Consider the following 19610-nt stretch of genomic DNA (forward strand, 5'->3'; position numbering starts at 1 on the left):
TAGCCATGAAGTCAAACTATATAATTGCCCTGCTTTTTCTTACCTGTTTGCGTTTTTCCGGTTATAGCCAGGAGTTGCAAAAGTTTTCCAATCCCGCAGATGAGTATCGTCCCTGGATATTCTGGGATTGGATGAACGACCTGATAACCAAAAAAGGAATTACATCAGACCTGGAACATTTTAAAAGATACGGCATCCGCGGAACGCTGATCATGCTGATTGGTGATGAATCACGTTTCTCAAACGGAGGCGGCGCTTACCTGTTATGGGAGAAGCACAACATGCCCAATCCGGTTGTTTCACAAACACCGGAATTTTTTAGCATGTGGAAATTCGCTGCCGGGGAGGCCAGTCGTCTGGGTTTAAGCATGTGTACACAGCTTGGTCCGGGCTGGTGTCACAGTGCAGGGCCGTGGGTTAAACCAGAGCAGTCGGTGCAGCATATTGCCTATACCGAAACCGAAGTAATTACCGGTCCGGGTAAGCGTATTAAACTTCTGCTCACCGAAGGCCCGGTTAATTTAGGTATGGCCTATCATTCAAGTCCCGGCTCGCAGGATAAACCGCAATGGGTACAACTAACACTGCCTGAAAACAGCAGTATTGACCGGGTTATTCTTCATCCGTTTAATAATGGCGATATCCTGGGCTATGGCTTCCCGGTACAATTCATGATAGAAACAGCCGATAAGGCTGATTTTTCCGATTGTCGTACATTTTACAAAACTACATCCGACATTCCGGCTCCACGGACAACGGCTCTGGTTATAAAGGGGAAAGGACACGGCCGGTATATCCGACTTACCACGCTCAAAAACTATCGTAGCAGTTCAAAGCAATACCTGCTGTCGCTGGCAGAAATAGAAGTGATGGAAGGCTACCGGAATATAGCTTCAAATGCAGAGGTAACAGCCTCCACATCGCTTGAGCGAAATGAATATTCGGCCAAAGCCTTAACCGATAATTGCAGTAAAACTATTTTTGCCGATGCAGATAACAGTTTCGCCTTAGAGCAGCCCGGCGACCAGTATTTTACAGCTGATATTGCCGTGCTGGCTTACCCGGATAAAGCAGTAATAAAACCCGGGGAGATCATTGATCTTACTTCCCTGTTTAAGAATGGCCGGTTAGACTGGACTGTGCCTGCCGGAACCTGGAAAATACGGCGTTATGCCATGCGCAATGCCCTGGCCTTTAACCATCCGGCACCCGTTGGTGGTAAAGGTTTGGAGTGCGATAAATTAGATAAGGATGCGGTGGATGCAATGTTTGAAGGCATGGTAGGCCGGTATTTAAAAGATTCTCCGCAACTGGTTGGCACAACCATCAAGGCGTTTGAGGCTGATAGCTGGGAAGTAGGCAATCCCGAATGGTCGGCAAAGTTCAAACAGGAATTTATTCAGCGCCGTGGATACGACCCTACGCCCTGGCTGATTACTTATCATACGTCCCAGGTGGTAGGCGATGCAGCCCTTACCCGCCGTTTTCTGAACGATATGTACCTCACCCAGACCGATCTTTTTGCAGAAAATTTTTTCTCACATTTAAGCAATAAAGCCGCGTCATTAAATATGGATTTTTACACCGAACCCTATCTTGGGCCTTTTGATCCGATAAGGATGGGCGGAAGAGTACAGGTGCCAACAGGCGAGTTCTGGGCAGCAGGGCATTACCAGCATTCGGTTAGGTGGGCGGCCAGCTCTGCGCATACCTACGGAAAAACCAGGGTAGCAACCGAAGCCTTTACCGGTCGCTGGGATGATGGGAACTGGAAAATGGATCCCTATGGTTTAAAGCGTGAAGGCGATCTGGCTTTGTGTAACGGTACCAACAAAATGATCTTACACGGAACCGCGTTACAGCCGTGGGGAACAGATGTTAAGCCCGGTATGCCGATGTTTTTCTGGGGAACCATGTTCGCTCCCGGGCAGACGTGGATGGAGCCTGGAAAAGTTTGGATCGATTATTTATCCCGGTGCCAGTACATGCTGAGCCAGGGCGTGAATGTAGCCGATGTAGTTGGGTTAATGCCTACCCTGAATTGGCTGAACGTGATGCCCAAAGGCTTGCATAAGCAGTACAATTATGACCTGGTATCAGAAGAAACGCTGCTGCGGGATATGGATTGGAAAGATGGATACTTTACACTCCCTTCGGGAGCCAGGTACCGGGTATTGTTCCTGCCTGAAACCAACGGTGCAATGGATGCAAACATTATCCGGAAACTGACCGGGCTGGTAAAAAAAGGCGGTACAGTAGTGTGCCAGGACAGGCCAAAGACCGCACCGGGCCTGACCAATTATCCGGAATGCGATAAAGAAGTAGAGCAGCTCGCCGCTGAATTGTGGGGTGCATGCGACGGAAAAACCGTATTCAGGCATGAGCTGGGCAAAGGCAGGTTGATCTGGATGAACAAAATATGGGAAGATGTTCCCGATATTGAAAATACATACCTGGTAAAAACACGAGGTGGTTACAGTGGCGCCCTGACCAACCACTGGTCTCCGGAGTTCCTGGAACTATTACATTCTTTTGCAACGCCCGATGTGGAAGTAGTGAAAGCCGGGGGCAAAGCGATGGTTTGGGGAGGTTTTGATGAAACAACAACAGGCAGCCGGAACGGCGAAGAAGCCATTGCCTGGACGCATCGCAGGGCGGGGGATACCGATATTTATTTTGTATCCAGCCAGGTTGCTACCGATAATGAAAGCGAGCTGCTGTTCAGGGTGAAAGATAAAACTCCCGAATTGTGGGATGCAGAAACCGGGAAAGTTTACCGGCCGGCGCAGTGGAGCATGCAGGGCGACAGGATAAAGCTAACCATTCCCTTTACACCAATGGGCGCTGTATTTGTGGTATTTAAGCCGGTACATGCTGCATCTGCCGGCCTGCCGGTATATCATGCAGTACAAAAAATCAGCTCTGAAATTCCTGTAACCGGTAACTGGCAGGTGAGTTTCCCGGAAGGTTATGACGCTCCTGCCACAGCGACATTAACGGCCGGTTCGTGGACAGAAAATGCGGATCCGGGTATCAAATATTTTTCCGGTACGGCAAGCTACACTACTACGGTATCCGTTACCAAAAAGCAGTTGAGATCAACTATCGTTTTAGATCTGGGTATGGTACGCAACCTAGCCGAAGTACTGGTTAATAATATCCAGGCAGGAGTGTTATGGAAACCACCGTTCAAAACTGAGATCACATCGTTGTTAAAGCCCGGTAAAAATACACTGACAGTTAAAGTGACCAATACCTGGTGGAACCGGATGGTAGGCGATGAACAGCTACCCGAAGATTTAAAGTGGTACAGCGCAAATGCAAGAGGAAGCCAGTTAAAGGAAATTCCCAAATGGGTCTGGACCGGCGAACAACGGCCGTCAAAAGACAGGATCACCTTTACCACCTGGAAATATGTGAAGAAAGATTCGCCGCTTGTGCCTTCCGGTTTAATCGGCCCTGTAAAACTGGTATTCACTGAATAATTATTTTTCACAAGAAGATAATATCAGAATACACACGTAATCTATCAGAATGCATAGCTACAGTGCAAGGGATATCCGCTAATTTCGGCTTTCCTGTTGCATGTTGTTATTAAATACATGCGATCAGCCAATTAAAAACAGCACAGATATAATGAAACTTAGATTACTACTACCACTGCTCATTAGCTCAGTTATATCCGGCTACGGCCAGGATCTCCGCAAATTTGCCGAACCTGACGATGAATACAGGCCCGGAATTTTCTGGGACTGGATGGATGACTTGGTAACCAAAAAGGGAATTACTTCAGACCTGGAGCACTTTAAGAAATTCGGGCTTCGGGGTACGCTGATCATGCTTGTGGGCAGCGAAACCGGTAATTATCCTTTTTGGCAGAAACATAATATGCCAAACCCGGTAATTTCGCAAACACCGGAGTTTTTTGAAATGTGGAAATTTGCTGCCGGAGAATCCGCCCGTCTCGGTTTAACCATGGTGACACAATTGGGACCCGGCTGGTGTCATAGCGGTGGCCCCTGGGTAAAACCGGATCAGGCGGTACAGCACCTGGAATTTACAGAAACAGAAACGATACAGGGGCCGCTGAAAAACGGTACATTTATTTTGGGTAAAGATGGCCTGGATCTGGGGAAAGCCTATCATTCCAACCTCATAACAGAAGATAAACCGCATTGGGTACAGATAAAACTTGATAAGCCTGCAAACATAGACAAGATCATCCTGTATCCGTTCTTAAATGGAACCCTCGTCGATTTTGGGTTTCCCAAGCAATTTATAGTAGAAGTAGCCAATAAGCCCGATTTTTCAGATAAGAAAGTATTTTACAAAACCGCGGGAGATTATCCGCAACCCAATTCAGAACCGGTTGTGCTTAAAGGCAAAGCAAACGGGCAGTATATCCGTTTAACTACCCTTAAAAATTACCTGCTTAAACGCGATGGACGTATCTTATATCCGCTGTCGCTAAAAGAGATCGAGGTGCTGGATAACGGTAAAAATATCGCTAAAAATGCCGAAGTAACGGCTTCGTCCTCTATTGAAAATTATGGTTATTCGCTAAAGTCGATAACAGACAATTATAACGGTACAGCCAGCAGGCAGGCCAACAATACGTATGTGTTGAATCAGCCGGGCGGACAATATTATACCACAGATATTGCCCTGGTTGCCTTTCCGGATAAAGCGGTAGTGCAGCCCGGTGAAATAATAGAACTAACTTCTAAGGTCAATAATGGTAAACTTACCTGGAACGTTCCTCCGGGGAGCTGGAAAATACGGCGTTATGCCATGCGCAATGCCCAGGCGTTTAACCGTCCGGCGCCCATTGGGGGCAAAGGTCTGGAATGTGATAAGCTTGATGGGGATGCCGTTGACGCCATGTTCTCAAGCATGGTGGGCCGCTATTTAAAAGACTCGCCGCAATTGGCAGGCAAAACCATTAAAGGCTTCGAAGCTGATAGCTGGGAAGTAGGTAACCCGGAGTGGACCTGGAAATTCAGGCAGGAGTTTATCAAACGGCGTGGATATGATCCCATTCCCTGGCTTTTAGCGTTTAAAACTGAACAGGTAGTAGGTAGTGAAGAATTAACCAAACGGTTTTTAAACGATATGTACCTTACCCAAACCGATTTGTTTGCGGCAAATTTCTTTACTCACCTGGCCGATAAAGCTGCGGCCAACGGTATGGATTTTATGACAGAACCTTATATGGCGCCGTTTGATCCTATCCGCATGGCCGGAAGAGTACAAGTGCCTACCGGCGAGTTTTGGGCCAGTGGCGACTGTATGAATACGTTGAAATGGGCCAGCAGCTCGGCGCACACGTATGGGCGTAAAACCGTAGCGGCAGAATCGTTCACCGGCAGGTGGAACGATGGAAACTGGAAAATGGATCCTTATGGGATAAAGCGGGTTGGTGACCTGGCTTTCTGCCAGGGAGTGAATAAAATGTATTTGCACGGTACAGCGCTGCAACCCTGGGGTACAGACGTAAAACCCGGCATGCCCATGATGTTCTGGGGAACCATGTTCGCTCCCGGCCAGACATGGCTGGAACCCGGTAAGGCCTGGGTCGATTATCTTTCGCGGTGTCAGTACCTGTTAAGCCAGGGGCTTCATGTTGCCGATGTTGCCGGTGTAATGCCAACCTTAAACTGGGAAAATGCCATGCCGGGCGGTTTACATAAAAAATATGACTATGACCTGCTCGCCGAAGAAAGTCTGCTGAACGATATGGATTGGAAAGACGGGTATTTTGTGCTTCCGTCCGGGGCAAGATACCGTGTGCTTTTCCTGCCAAAAACCAATGGCATGATGGATGTCGCCCTGATCAGGAAACTAACCGTTCTGGCTCAGAAAGGCGGTATCATTGTGTGCCAGGATAAGCCTTTGCGAGCGCCGGGATTGTCCGGTTATCCTAAATGCGATGAGGACGTACAACATGCGGCAGCCGCCCTGTGGGGAAAAGCCGATGGAAAAACCGTTTTTGAAAACCGGGTAGGAAAAGGGAAGCTGGTTTGGATAAATACCATTTATACCGATACAGATGAGCCGGAGAGCCAGTATTTCCGTGACACACGTGCCGAGAATAAGGCGTTTTACGGTCGTCCCGCCTTTACCAGCCAATGGTCGGCAGATTTTTTGAAGCTGCTCAGAACAACAAGCCTGCCGGATGTGGAAGTAGTAAAAGCCGGAGGAAAAGCAATGGCCTGGGGTGGTTTTGAAGAAACTACCCGCGGTACACGTCAGGGCGAAGATGCCATTGCCTGGATACATCGCCGCATAGGTAATAACGAAGTTTATTTTGTATCCAGCCAGGTAGCAACACCTAACCAGAGCGAAATGGTATTCCGGGTGCAGGGTAAAGTTCCGGAACTCTGGGACGCTGAAACCGGTAAGCGCTATAAACCGGAAACATGGGCGGAAGAAGGCGGGCGTACAAAGGTTTCCATCACGTTCCCGCCAATGGGCTCTGTATTTGTAGTATTTAAGCCGGCATCAGAAGCAACTGCAACGTTGCCGGTGTACAATGCTGAGCAAAAAGTAAAATCGCAAATGGCATTAAACGGTATATGGAATGTAAGCTTTCCGGCTGGTTACGGTGCCCCGGCAACCGCCCGGTTGGCCGCTGGCTCGCTTACTGAAAACGCAGATCCGGGCATCAAATATTTTTCGGGAACGGCTGCTTACCAAACCGATATAACGCTTGCCAAAAAGCAATTGCAATCAAACGTTATACTTGACCTGGGTAAAGTCAGGAACCTGGCTGAGGTGCTGGTAAACAATGTTTCGGCCGGTGTGTTGTGGAAACCGCCCTTTAAAGCTGATATTACATCGTTGCTAAAACCCGGTAAAAATACGCTTACCGTTAAGGTAACCAATACCTGGTGGAACCGTATGGTAGGCGATGAACAACTGCCCGAAGATTTGAAATGGGGAAAGAAAACACTGTATGCCGGTAATGATTACAAAGGCTACCATTTAATAGAGATACCGAAGTGGGTATGGAACGGCGAACAACGCCCAAGCAAAGACCGGGTAACGTTCAGTACCTGGAAATATGTGGAGAAAGATTCGCCTTTAGAACCTTCGGGATTGATTGGGCCTGTAAATATCTTGTTTGCTGAAAAATAATGGATTTGCTATTTACGACGTTTTAGCTGGATTATGACAAAATAGAGAAGAATATCATAATGATGAAATTCAATTTTCCGGTCAATGACAGACTACTCATAAATATCTTTTCTATGTCCCAAGTTGATAACATCAACTACAAGGATCTTATCATAGATATCGTAAATAATACGATAATGTGCTACGCGGATACGATAACCATCTCTGCCTTTCAATTTTCTATAACCTTGAGGGCGGGGATTATTACCGAGGTCATAAATAGCCTTTTTGATTTTAGAATAGTACGGTTCATTGATTTTACCAAGAGACTGAACGACCTTTTTGTTTAAGGTAATCTGGTAGGTCATCTATTTTGATTTACGTTCTGCTTCAATCATTTTGAACGCTTCATCAATTGGAATTGAAGGCTCATTGGATTTTTTAGCTTCATCATATAGGCGAATATCTTCCAGTTCTTCCAATTCTGCTATAATGGCCTTAAAATCCTTTATAGGAAGCACCACAGATATTTTTTTGCCTGTGTTATCAGTAATATATTGAGGCTGTATGGTAAACATAATTAATTCACTTCATCACAAAGATAAAGTATATTGTTGATAGTATTATGATGTAAAAATAGTATTCAAAATAACGGTTATTTCTGTGGGCGGTGCGACATCTTATCGGATTTGTCTGCCTTCGCTGGTGCGAGATTGTAGCTCGTACCGCTGACGAAATGGCTCAAAATATCAGTAATGAAAAATATCGGTCTGAGTAATAGTTGCCTTATTTCCGCAGGCAGGATAGTCCATGACAGATGGTTAAACCCTAACGTTTATTTTAGGCAAACCAATGTATTGGTTGCCGGCAATTGGCGACATTACAGCGTTTATATAAACCAATATTACATGAAAAAAGCTTCACTATTGATTTTATTCCTGGTACAGGTACTTTTAGTACACGCACAAAAATTAACGGTATCGGCCCTGACAACAGATTACAATAATAATCCTGTTGGTACAGGAAATGTTAAACCAGCCTTCGCCTGGAAGTTGTCTTCATCCGAACGGAACACCCTGCAAACCGCTTATGAATTACAGGTGGCAGCTACTATGCCGGACATCAGCAGCGGCAAAAACCTAAGCTGGAACACTGGCCGGGTTAATTCCGGTCAATCTGTACACGTATTATACAACGGACCTGAATTGAAATCCCGGCAACGGTATTACTGGCGGGTACGGGTTTGGGATAATCACGGCAACGCATCACCCTGGAGCGGGATAAAATATTGGGAAACCGGCTTATTAAATCCATCCGATTGGTCGGCAAAGTGGATAGAAGCGGCAGAAATAACGAATGGTGCGGTAAGCCCGGCACCGGTATTTTTCAGGTCATTCAATGTAAGCGCTCCTGTAAAATCAGCACGGTTATATATCACTGCACACGGGCTTTACGAAGCGAAGCTGAACGGTAAAAATATCAGCAATCATTTACTGGCCCCGGGCTGGACAAGCTATCACAAACGACTGCAATATCAAACCTATGATGTAACCTCGTTCTTAAAATCGGGTGGAAATGTCGCTGCGGTAACGTTGGGCGATGGCTGGTACCGCGGATTCCTGGAATGGCAAAGGAAACGTAACTGGTATGGCAAAGAAGCAGGATTGTTATATCAATTGGAAATCACTTTTGCAGATGGAAAAAAGCAGGTTATAGTATCCGATGAAGGCTGGAAATCATCTTTTGACGGCCCGATCAAAACATCCGATATCTACATGGGCGAAACATTCGATTCCCGTTTAGATAAGCCGGTTACGGCAGCGGTAGCAAAAAACTGGAAAGGCGTACGGGTAGTTCATACTTCGTTAGATAACCTGGTAGCACAGCAGGGGCCACCGGTAGTCCGGCATGAGCAGTTCAAGGCGTTAAAAGTTATTAAAACGCCGAAAGGCGAAACCGTTATCGATTTTGGTCAAAACCTGGTGGGCTGGGTGCAGGTAAAAATAAAAGGCCGTGCGGGCGATACCCTGAAAATTAAACATGCCGAAGTGCTGGATAAGGAAGGTAATTTCTATACCGGGAATTTACGCACAGCGCAACAGGAAGATAGCTATATCCTGGATGGTACAGACCAGTTCCTGGAACCGCACTTTACCTTTCACGGGTTCAGGTTTATTAAAATTACCGGTTTACACGGCGAACCCGATAAGGACAATTTTACCGCGGTGGCCATTTACTCGGATATGCAGCCAACCGGTACATTCACCAGCTCAAACAGCCTGGTGAACCAGTTGCAGCACAATATCCAGTGGGGACAGAAAGGCAATTTTGTGGATATTCCAACCGATTGTCCGCAACGCGACGAGCGCTTAGGCTGGACCGGCGATGCCCAGGTATTTTTCAATACGGCGGCTTATAATATGAATGTGGCGTCGTTTTTTACCAAATGGTTACAGGATGTTAAAGCCGATCAATATGCCAACGGAAGAGTTCCTGTCGTAATTCCGGCTACGCAAAAGCGGGGCAATGACGGTTCTGCCGGATGGGCCGACGTATCTACCATTATTCCCTGGAATTTTTACACCGTGTATGGCGATAAGCAACTGCTTGAACATCAGTACTCCAGCATGAAGGCCTGGGTTGAATATGTGCGCAGCATAAGTAAAAATAATCTGTGGAACAGCGGTGGGCATTACGGCGATTGGTTGTTTTATACCATGGCTGATGATCGTGACGGAAAAGCCGCGATAACCGATAAATACCTTATTGCACAAACATTTTATGCCGCATCAACACAGAACCTGATCAACGCAGCCAGTGTGTTGGGGAAAAATGATGACGTGGCAACATACACCGCTTTATTAAAAAATATTAAAGATGCATTTAACCGCGAATATGTTACGCCGTCGGGTAGGTTAGTGTCCGGTTCACAGACCGCGTACGTGCTGGCGCTGAATTTTGATATGTTACCCGAAAATCTGCGTCAGCAGGCGGCACAACGATTGGTGGATAACATCAAGACATATAAAAATCATATAACTACCGGTTTTCTTGGAACACCCTACATCTGCCATGTATTAACACGTTTCGGCTATACCGATGTTGCTTACAAATTGCTATTACAGGAAACTTACCCTTCATGGTTGTACCCCGTAAAAATGGGTGCAACCACCATTTGGGAACGCTGGGATGGCATTAAAACCGATGGAACGTTCGAGGCCGAAAGTATGAATTCCTTTAATCATTATTCGTATGGCGCAATTGGCGATTGGATGTACAAAGTAATTACCGGTATTAATGCCGCAGAACCAGGGTATAAAACCATACGCATTGCCCCTCAGCTGGGAGGTAATTTTACAACAGCAGCAGCCGGACTGGAAACAATGTACGGAAAGGTTGCATCAGCCTGGAAAACAGAAGGCAGCAAAATCACGCTCGACATTACTGTTCCGGCCAACACCACGGCGAAGATTGTACTGCCCGGCGCTGCAAGTGCTGCCGTTACCGAATCGTCAGTGGCAATCAGCAAAGTAAAATCGGTAAAAGATGTAATTAAGAGCGGTAATGATTTAGCGCTTACAGCAGGTTCAGGAACGTATCATTTTGAATATACTTTATCAGGGAAATAGGATCGATGATGAGTCTTGCAAATCTTTTGACTTTTAAATATGGCGCCAAGGGAGCTTAGTAGGTTTTTGACTTTTAACTTTTGACTTTTAACTTTTAACTTATAAAAAGTGTATCGTATAGCGTTTAAAATGCAATTATTTAAAAATTGCGAAGCAGAATACCGGAAACGGCATAACGCTTTATGGCCCGAACTGCGGGATTTGTTAAAGGATGCCAGGGTGAGTAATTATTCTATTTTTTTCGATGCAGCTACAGATTGCGTATTTGCCGTTTTGCAAGCGGCAGACAAGCAGAAACTGAAAAACTTAAGCACGCATCCGCTGATGCAGAAATGGTGGGATCATCTGGTAGATATTATGGAAACCAACCCGGATAATTCGCCCGTACAAGTGCCGCTGACAGAAATTTTTTATCTGGAATAAATAGACAGTTGCCTGTTATGAGTTACGTGTTACCCGTAACCAGTACTCATAACCCGTAACACACAACACGTAACCCATAAAACAATCCAACTATGAATTATCGCAACGTATTCGCAATCATCACCGGATTATCGGTGTTATTTGCACAGCCTGATCTTCGGGCGCAGGAAAAACCGGTTACCATTAAATGGGATGAGACCAGTATCGTTTCAAAAACTACGCCTACCTTGCAGGTCGTGGTAAATCCCATGCTGCTGCGGAATTCGCCTATTCATAAAGGTAGTTTCGGGGCGCTTAAGGAGCTGCAGGCAAAATATGTACGTTTTGTGCCCTGGTTTCCGTATGTAAAAATGGCCGTGGCCGAGTTGAAGCCGCCAACCAAAGATCAAACCTTTTGGGATTTCAGCTATGCCGACCCGCTTGTAGAAGATTTTATGAATGCGGCCGGCGATCATAAGCCGGTAATGAATTTCAGCACCATCCCTGTGTGGATGTTTAAAACAAGCAAGCCTGTGGTATACCCGGATGATCCGAACGAACCTTTCTGGAAGTATAATCAGGGAACTGAGCTTCGCGACCCGACAGGCAAGGAAGTGGCCGATTATTTTGTGCGCTTATTCAGCTGGTACACCAAAGGCGGTTTTACCGATGAGCTGGGCAAATTCCATAAATCCAATTATCATTATAAATTCCCCTATTGGGAAGTGCTGAATGAACCCGATCTGGAGCACAGGATGTCGCCACAGTTGTACACCAAATTGTATGACGCGATTGTTACGGCGCTGAAAAAGATCTCGCCACAAACCAGATTTGTAGGTATCTCGGTCGCTCACGAAACCAATCCCGAATGGTTTGAATATTTCTTAAACCCGGCCAACCATAAGCCCGGTGTGCCTTTAGAAGGTATTTCCTATCATTTTTACGGACACCCGGCATTTAGCGAGCAACCGCTGGATTACTATCAGTACGGTTTTTTTGATCAGGCAGATGGCTTTTTAGACCGCGTTCGGTATATTGAAAATATCCGTAAACGTTTGGCCCCGCATACGTTTACCATGATCAATGAAATTGGCAATATTTTAACCAACCACGACCATAAGGGCATTATTCCCAACGAGTACTGGAACCTGTCGGGCGCTATGTATGCCTACATTTACCTGGAGCTGAATAAATTGGGTATTGATGTCGCTGGCGAATCGCAATTGGTAGGCTATCCCACCCAGTTCCCGGATGTAAGTATGATGAACTGGAAAAACGGTAAGCCCAATGCCCGTTTCTGGGTGCTGAAAGTGATCAAAGATAATTTCGGCCCCGGCGATAAGCTGGTCAATACCCGTTCGGCAGCACCCGAAGTATCAGCACAGGCATTTGTTACCAAATCCGGTAAGAAGCTGCTGCTGATCAACAAACGCAATAAAGAGATACAGCTCCAGCTTCCTGCCGGTTCTGAAGGGGCCGTAGTGCAAACCGTAGATGTATCTACCGGCGAAAACCCTGCTGCAGAAAGTCGTTTAAACGGAAATACCATTACCTTGAAGCCTTTTGCGGTGAGTGTGGTTAAATTTAAGTAAGATATTTAGTAGTTACGTGTTATGAGTTGTGTGTTCTGAGAGGATACATCATCATGCTCATAACCTGTAACCGACAACACATAACAGCATAATGGATCGACGAAAATTTATACAGATCAGTTCCGTAACAGCGGCTAACCTGGCATTATTGTCGGCGGCAGGGCATGCTGCACTATTTAATCCGGCCGATGAGCCTGTTTCAGCAATTTCGCAGGACGAGTTGTTGAAACATTTTATATCTCCGCCGGATACCAGCAAATCGTCGTGCTACTGGTGGTGGTTTAACGGACTGGTAGATAAAGAAGGCATAACCCGCGATATGGAAGAGTTCCGGGCCAAAGGAATGGGCGGTGTACTGCTTGTTAACTCCTCCGGCGGACTGGGCGGAGTTCCGTTTCCGCAAGGCGCAAAATTTCTTTCGGATGAATGGAAAGAGCTGTACCGTCATGCCATGAAGGAAGCAAAACGGTTAAATATTGAGGTGGGTATTAATTTAAGCTCAGGCTGGTGCATGGGCGGGCCCTGGATCAAACCCGAAAATTCCGGTCGCTGGTATTTGCAATCGGAGCTTACAGTAAAAGGGCCGCAAAAGTTTTCGGGCAAGCTACCGCTGCCCGGCAGTCATGATGGTTACAACCATGTATTTAATCCTCCCGGTTACAAAAGTTACCTTGATCTGCCCTTGGCCGAGCTGGATTATCACGATACGGCAGTGGTTGCCATCTTAACGCCCGATAAACCCAGAAATCGAATCAATGGCGAGCGGCAATACGTGCTGGCCGCTAAGGCGAATCGCAAAGATGCCAGCAACTTTGCCCGGGCTACCGATATTATGGGCCCTACGCTGTTCCCGTGGAAAAATACTCCGGGCGATAAGCCGGTGCCCTTATCAAACGTAATTGATCTGACCTCCCGCATGTCGAAAGACGGGCATTTGAACTGGCAGGTTCCGCCGGGTAACTGGACGATTATCCGTACCGGCCACCGCATGACGGGTTCGCGGTTAATGATTGCCCAGCCCGAAGCCGATGGCTTATCTGTCGACTGGTTTGATCATAAGGGCGTTGACCTGCAATTTGATAATCTCGGTAAACTCTTGCTGGACGAAGCAGCCAAAGCAGGCGCTAAGCCGGCGTATTTCTGTGATGACAGCTTTGAAGATGGTTTTCCGAACTGGACGGCCGGAATCCTGGAAAAATTCAGGAAATACCGGGGATATGATGCTAAACCGTATCTGCCCGTACTTTCGGGATATATAATTGGCAGCGCCGAAATTTCAGATCGCTTCCTGAACGATTATCGCAAAACGCTGGCCGATTGTATGGCCGATGAACATTATAAGCACTTTGCAGATTTATGTCACAGGCACGGCATACAGGTACAGAACGAGGCAGCAGGCCCCAGTCGTTCAGGAACCATGTGCATGGACGGATTGAAAAACCTGGGGCGCAGCGATTTCCCGATGGGAGAGTTCTGGTTAGGAACCAAACATGACGATCCTTCCACGCTAACCCCTGACCAGCCTTACGGTGTATCGCGGCTGGATGCCGGGCAGAACAAAGTCACCAAAATGGTCGCGTCGGCAGCCCATATCTATGGCCGTCAAACAGCATCTGCGGAAGCGTTTACAACCTACAGGCATTGGCTGGATTATCCCGGCTCCTTAAAACAGGCTTTAGACAGGGCTTATTGCGAAGGGATAAACCGCATTGTTATCCATACGTCAACCGCCACCCGGCCAAAGGACGGTAAGCCGGGCTATGAGTATGGAGCAGGCACACATTTCAACCCGAATGTTACCTGGTGGGAGAAATCGGGTGCGTTTTTCACCTATGTGGCACGCTGCCAATACCTGCTTCGGGCCGGCAAATTTGTAGCTGATGTATTATACTATAATGGCGATACAGCGCCTAACCTGGTGACACAAAAACATGCCGATCCGGCGTTGGGCAAAGGTTACGATTATGATGTATGTAATGAAGAAGTGCTGCTAACCCGGCTGAATGTAAAGAATGGCCGTATTAGTTTACCCGACGGGATGAGTTACCGGGTACTGGTGCTTCCGGATACGGAGCGAATGCCGCTTGCTGTGGTTCGTAAAATCGGGCAACTGGCAAAAAGCGGCGCCACGGTTATCGGGCCGGCGCCAAAAACAGATTCCGGATTGAAAAATTATCCGCAATGCGATAAAGAAATTAAAACGCTTGCCACCGAAATATGGGGGGATGTTGCCGATAAAAAAGTAACCCGCCGCAGTTATGGTAAGGGACGTATTGTTAACGGCGAGAGTATTCGCAACGTATTGTTAAGCGATGGCATATCGCCCGATTTTGAATATACCGGCGAAGATATTTGGATCGATTACATCCATCGTACAACCGACGAAGCGGAGATCTATTTCCTGACCAACCGGAATAAGCAGTACGTTAAAACCGAATGCCTGTTCCGGGTAAAAGACCGTAAACCTGAGCTATGGGATGCCGTTTCCGGGCAGGTAGCTCACCCGGAATTCCGTGTAGCCGGGGGCAAGACAAGCATTCTATTAGAATTTCACGAATTTCAGTCCCTATTTATCGTGTTTCCAAAGGTTGCCGCTGCGCAAACGGGTAAAGCCTGGCTTTGGCAGGATACCTCGAAGCTTGCAGCCAGGCAGCAAATAGATGGCTCATGGAATGTAAAGTTTGATCCGGCATGGGGCGGCCCCGAAGCAATTACCTTCAATACCTTACAGGATTGGAGCAAACATCCGGATAAACGGGTTAAATATTATTCCGGCAAGGCTGTTTATCACAACACGTTTGATTTAAACCGGAAAAAAACGCAGGATGAATCGTTACTGCTGGATTTAGGTGTGGTTAAAGACATTTGCCAGGTATGGTTAAACGGTAAAGACCTGGGGATTGTGTGGACAGCCCCCTGGCGGGTAGACATTTCGGATGTAGTGAAAGAAAAAGGCAATCAGCTGAAAATTGAGGTGATCAATCTCTGGCCTAACCGCCTGATTGGCGATGCCGCTCTGCCTAAAGAAAAGCGCTTGACCAATACCAATATCGTATTTAAAAAAGAAGATAAATTACTACCTTCGGGCTTGCTCGGGCCGGTAACTATACAGGGTTTAGAGTCTGTTAAAAAATGAAAATTTAAGTTGTACTGAAGGGTTGGTGGGGACACCAGCAGCGGCAGGAAGCCCTGGACGGTGTCTTCACCGTCCATTAATTAAGCCTGTGAAATCTTTATATGAAAATAATAAGGGTTGTACCCAGTTATATTGATAAATTGTAAGTATTTAAGAAAATGAGCTTATTAATATTAAAAAAAACCCTCTCCCTGGTAGAGGGATTTAGGGAGAAACTAATGAACTTCAACAAATCCGTTATGCTGGGTAAATGGACAGTAACCGTTTGCCTGTTATTGATATCCTTTGGCTGTAAAACCAAATCGTACACTACCACTTCAACGTATGGCGTATCGCCCGGCGATGAATATTTTTCCATTGCGGTATTGCCGGACACGCAGTACTACACCGCTACCAAACATGGCGGAACCATGGAAATGTTCGAGCAGCAGATACAATGGATACGTGATAACCGGAAAGCGCAAAATATAGCTTATGTTATTCATTTGGGCGATATTTCTGACCACGGCGAGGCCAAACCGCAGGAATGGGTGAATGCCAGTAGCGTATTATATAAGCTGGAGAAAGATAATATCCCGTACGGTTTAGCTGTAGGCAATCACGATGAAACGCCTAACAGCAAGCCTGCCAACGGCAGCCCTAATACCAGCTATACAAAATATTTCGGCAAAAGCCATTTTAAAGATAAGCCCTGGTATGGCGGGGCTATGGGTAATAACGACAACAGCGATAATCATTTTGACCTGTTCTCTGCCAATGGCGATAACTACATTGCCGTTTATTTCGCATACAATGATCCGGCAAAGAAAGATACTTACAATGCCACTTATGAAAAGCAGGTTATGCACTGGGCCGATAGTATCTTAACGGTATATGACAGTCGCAAAGCCATATTGGTAACGCATGGTTTATTAAAGCGGCCTAAAGGTTCAACAAGCAATATTAAGCCGGGCGAAGGAGATAACAGTGTTCCTTCCGAGTTTACGGCACAAGGCAAGGTGATCTATAATATGGCTAAATATCACAATAATGTTTTCCTGATGCTGGGAGGTCATATTTCCGGCGAAGGCTTTAGAAGAGATGATTACAACGGGCATGTGATAAAATCCTATTTAACAGATTATCAGTCGCGGCAAAACCCGCCTTACAGCGGCGAAAAAGACCGTAACGGTGGTAACGGAACCATGCGGCTGATGAAGATCAATAAAACCAAACAAACTTTAAGCGTAACCACATTTATCCCGCGAGCCAACGGCATGGTCATAAAAGAAGAAGACGGGGACAGCCAGTTTACCGAGCCGTTGTTTAAGTAATGAAGATTTTTGCCAAAAGTACAAAAGGCCTTGATTTATGCTACAGTAAATCAGGGCCTTTTTGATTCGTTTAGCCTAAGCAGGACAGCACAGGATAGCTAAGCCATTTTTTGTACCTACATTGGTCTAAACCAATAACACACTTAATATAATCATAATATTCGCTTTATTCGGAAATCTCATTTTTGAATAAAAATTTGAGATAATGTACGCTCAATGGTGTTTTAAATGAACGAGACTATACTTCTGAACAATATCTCATTGGGAGATGAGTATGCATTCCGTGTTATTTTTGATAAATACCGCACAAGAGTTTACAGTTATGCCCTTAAAATTATTAAGTCAGGCGAGCAGGCCGAAGAGATTTTACATGACGTGTTTTTGAAATTATGGCAACATGAGAATCCTGCCGGAATTGAAAACCTGGAGGCCTGGTTAAGAGTAGTTGTACGGAATACCACATTAAAGGTGCTGCGCCGGAACCGCCTGGAAATGAAAGCAGATGATGTATTAGCCTATCATTGGGAAGAATCCCATAATCAAACCGAGGACATTATTTTTCTTCATGACTCCGCTTTTATTCTTAACCAGGCTATTGAGTTATTACCACCCCAACAAAAGCAGGTGTACAAATTGTGCCGCATCGAAGGCCTGAAATATGCACAGGCAGCAGAACGTTTATCCCTTTCTCCGCTCACGGTAAAAACCCACATGCAGCATGCGCTGCGGTTTCTCCGTAGCTACGTAACAAAGCATAGTGATGTTGTACTCTTTATCACTTTATTGCAGATTTTTCTGAAAAACAGGTAAGGTTAAGTAAAAGTTAAAGATTGTTTAATTGTTATATTGTTGTTAGTTGTTAGTTGTTAGATGGTTGGTTGTTTAGTTGGTTGGTTGTTCGTCCTTACCCCCAACCCTCTGCCTTCTGCCTTTTTCCGCTTCCGGTCTTTTCTGACCCCGAATAATCGGGATTTCGCTGCGCTCAACTTTTCTCCGACTTCCGGACTATAAGCCATGAACCATAAGCCATGAGCTACCTTCCAACCTTCTACCTTAATTTTTAATTTTTTTTACCCTCCATTACTCCGATGTTACTTCCCCCGGGTCTCTATAAGAAAAGGGGGTGATGTGCGCAGTTTCTTTTGCCAGCGCCCAGGTCAATTATGAACAAAAGATTAAAATATCTGTACCAACAATACTTAGATGATAAATGTACCGGTGAAGAATTACGGGAATTACAGTCACTGCTAAAGCGACCGGAATACCAGCATGACATTGCTAAATTGCTGGATAACGTATGGGATGAGCTGGATAAAAGTGACCTGAAAGATATTCCGGGTAATAAGGCGGATGTTATTTATCAGGATATCATTGGAAAGGCACAGTATACAAAACGTCACCGGAAATCCTGGTTGCGTATTGCCGCCGCCGTGATCCTGTTTCTCACGATAGGTTTGGGTGCATATATCTATCAGCTGACCAAGCCTTCGCAATTAGCTTCCGTTGTAAAAAAAGCAAAATCTGGTGATGTTGCACCAGGCGGAAACAAGGCTCGCCTGGAACTGGCAGATGGCTCTGTGATCATCTTAGATCAGGTAAAAGATGGGCAGGTCAGGGAAAATAAGCACCTGAAAGTAGTAAAGCAAAACGGGCAGTTGGTTTTCTTTACAAAGCCACAATCGTTATCAGCCGATACGGGATATAACCGCATAGTAACACCGAGAGGCGGTCAGTACCAGGTAGTATTACCTGATGGTACCCGGGTGTGGCTCAATGCCGCATCCTCATTACGTTTCCCAAATACATTTGCGGGTAATGAAAGAAATGTAGCGCTAAGCGGCGAAGCCTATTTTGAAGTAACTAAGAACAGGCTCCGGCCATTTAAAGTGCAGACCAATACGACCACCATAGAAGTATTAGGCACACATTTTAACGTGATGGCCTATGAAAATGAAAGCTCGGTAAACACCACGCTGCTGGAAGGCTCGGTAAAGGTAGGTAACGGAAGGGATGCCAGGATTATAGTTCCTGGACAACAAGCCAGGGTAGATAACAATAGCATTAAGCTGTACAATGCAGACACCGAAGAAGCTGTAGCCTGGAAAAACGGGCTATTTCAATTTAATAAAACAGACCTGAAAACCATTATGCACCAGGTAGAGCGGTGGTATAATGTAGAAACAGATTATAAAAGTGACCTGGCATCCAGGCGTTTTACCGGTTTGATATCACGCAATACCAGCTTGTCAAAAGTGCTTGCCATGCTTGAACTGGCAGGTGGCATACATTTTAAAGTTGACGGAACAAAAATTATGGTATCACCTTAAAACAGCATGAGTATGGAGAAATAATTATCCGATTTATAATTAAAATATAACCGGCAGCGGGGCAACGCTACCGGTTTAAAGGGCAAAGCGCTATT

11 protein-coding genes are annotated in these 19610 nt (G+C 45.9%); 9 read left to right on the plus strand and 2 right to left on the minus strand.

The window, feature by feature from the left end; genetic code table 11:
• Positions 1-5: 5 nt before the first annotated feature.
• Both FW774_RS15095 and FW774_RS15100 read left to right on the plus strand, forming a co-directional pair.
• A complete protein-coding gene (locus FW774_RS15095) occupies positions 6-3485 on the plus strand; it encodes a glycosyl hydrolase (protein ID WP_149349030.1) in 3480 nt (1159 codons plus the stop codon).
• Positions 3486-3636: 151 nt separating this feature from the next.
• The gene (locus tag FW774_RS15100; protein WP_187774913.1) at positions 3637-7137 is read left to right on the plus strand and encodes a glycosyl hydrolase; all 3501 of its coding nucleotides are present in this window, start codon (positions 3637-3639) and stop codon (positions 7135-7137) included.
• 92 nt (positions 7138-7229) lie between these two features.
• On the opposite strand, the gene FW774_RS15105 is transcribed toward FW774_RS15100, so the two are convergent.
• Together FW774_RS15105 and FW774_RS15110 are read right to left on the minus strand one after the other, a co-directional pair.
• Entirely contained in the window at positions 7230-7484 is a 255-nt protein-coding gene (locus FW774_RS15105) for a type II toxin-antitoxin system RelE family toxin (protein ID WP_149349032.1), read from the minus strand.
• Positions 7485-7694, minus strand: coding sequence for a hypothetical protein (locus FW774_RS15110; protein ID WP_149349033.1), 210 nt, complete (start codon positions 7692-7694; stop codon positions 7485-7487).
• A 330-nt stretch (positions 7695-8024) separates the two neighbouring features.
• On the opposite strand from FW774_RS15110, the gene FW774_RS15115 reads away from it, so the two are divergent.
• The 7 genes from FW774_RS15115 to FW774_RS15145 all read left to right on the plus strand — a co-directional run bounded on the left by FW774_RS15115 (position 8025) and on the right by FW774_RS15145 (position 19515).
• Positions 8025-10745: a glycoside hydrolase family 78 protein gene (locus FW774_RS15115; protein WP_149349034.1), complete on the plus strand. Its 2721-nt coding sequence runs from the start codon at positions 8025-8027 to the stop codon at positions 10743-10745.
• Positions 10746-10853: 108 nt separating this feature from the next.
• Positions 10854-11168, plus strand: coding sequence for an L-rhamnose mutarotase (rhaM, locus tag FW774_RS15120; RefSeq protein WP_149349035.1), 315 nt, complete (start codon positions 10854-10856; stop codon positions 11166-11168).
• 92 nt (positions 11169-11260) lie between these two features.
• Entirely contained in the window at positions 11261-12739 is a 1479-nt protein-coding gene (locus FW774_RS15125; RefSeq protein ID WP_149349036.1) for a glycosyl hydrolase family 39, read from the plus strand.
• A 91-nt stretch (positions 12740-12830) separates the two neighbouring features.
• The gene (locus FW774_RS15130; protein WP_149349037.1) at positions 12831-15875 is read left to right on the plus strand and encodes a glycosyl hydrolase; all 3045 of its coding nucleotides are present in this window, start codon (positions 12831-12833) and stop codon (positions 15873-15875) included.
• A 158-nt stretch (positions 15876-16033) separates the two neighbouring features.
• Positions 16034-17188, plus strand: coding sequence for a metallophosphoesterase (locus tag FW774_RS15135; protein ID WP_149349038.1), 1155 nt, complete (start codon positions 16034-16036; stop codon positions 17186-17188).
• 228 nt (positions 17189-17416) lie between these two features.
• On the plus strand, positions 17417-17998 hold the full coding sequence (locus FW774_RS15140) for an RNA polymerase sigma factor (RefSeq protein WP_149349039.1): 582 nt from the start codon (positions 17417-17419) through the stop codon (positions 17996-17998).
• A 353-nt stretch (positions 17999-18351) separates the two neighbouring features.
• Entirely contained in the window at positions 18352-19515 is a 1164-nt protein-coding gene (locus FW774_RS15145) for a FecR family protein (protein WP_149349040.1), read from the plus strand.
• Positions 19516-19610: the final 95 nt, after the last annotated feature.

It is taken from the genome of Pedobacter sp. BS3, assembly GCF_008274585.1.
Classification (GTDB): domain Bacteria; phylum Bacteroidota; class Bacteroidia; order Sphingobacteriales; family Sphingobacteriaceae; genus Hufsiella_A.

What these genes read in the sequence shown, in the direction of transcription:
- FW774_RS15095 (WP_149349030.1), top strand. Translation starts at nt 6, where the DNA reads ATGAAGTCAAACTATATAATTGCCCTGCTTTTTCTTACCTGTTTGCGT.
- FW774_RS15100 (WP_187774913.1), top strand. Translation starts at nt 3,637, where the DNA reads ATGAAACTTAGATTACTACTACCACTGCTCATTAGCTCAGTTATATCC.
- FW774_RS15105 (WP_149349032.1), bottom strand. Translation starts at nt 7,484, where the DNA reads ATGACCTACCAGATTACCTTAAACAAAAAGGTCGTTCAGTCTCTTGGT.
- FW774_RS15110 (WP_149349033.1), bottom strand. Translation starts at nt 7,694, where the DNA reads ATGTTTACCATACAGCCTCAATATATTACTGATAACACAGGCAAAAAA.
- FW774_RS15115 (WP_149349034.1), top strand. Translation starts at nt 8,025, where the DNA reads ATGAAAAAAGCTTCACTATTGATTTTATTCCTGGTACAGGTACTTTTA.
- FW774_RS15125 (WP_149349036.1), top strand. Translation starts at nt 11,261, where the DNA reads ATGAATTATCGCAACGTATTCGCAATCATCACCGGATTATCGGTGTTA.
- FW774_RS15130 (WP_149349037.1), top strand. Translation starts at nt 12,831, where the DNA reads ATGGATCGACGAAAATTTATACAGATCAGTTCCGTAACAGCGGCTAAC.
- FW774_RS15135 (WP_149349038.1), top strand. Translation starts at nt 16,034, where the DNA reads ATGAGCTTATTAATATTAAAAAAAACCCTCTCCCTGGTAGAGGGATTT.
- FW774_RS15140 (WP_149349039.1), top strand. Translation starts at nt 17,417, where the DNA reads ATGAACGAGACTATACTTCTGAACAATATCTCATTGGGAGATGAGTAT.
- FW774_RS15145 (WP_149349040.1), top strand. Translation starts at nt 18,352, where the DNA reads ATGAACAAAAGATTAAAATATCTGTACCAACAATACTTAGATGATAAA.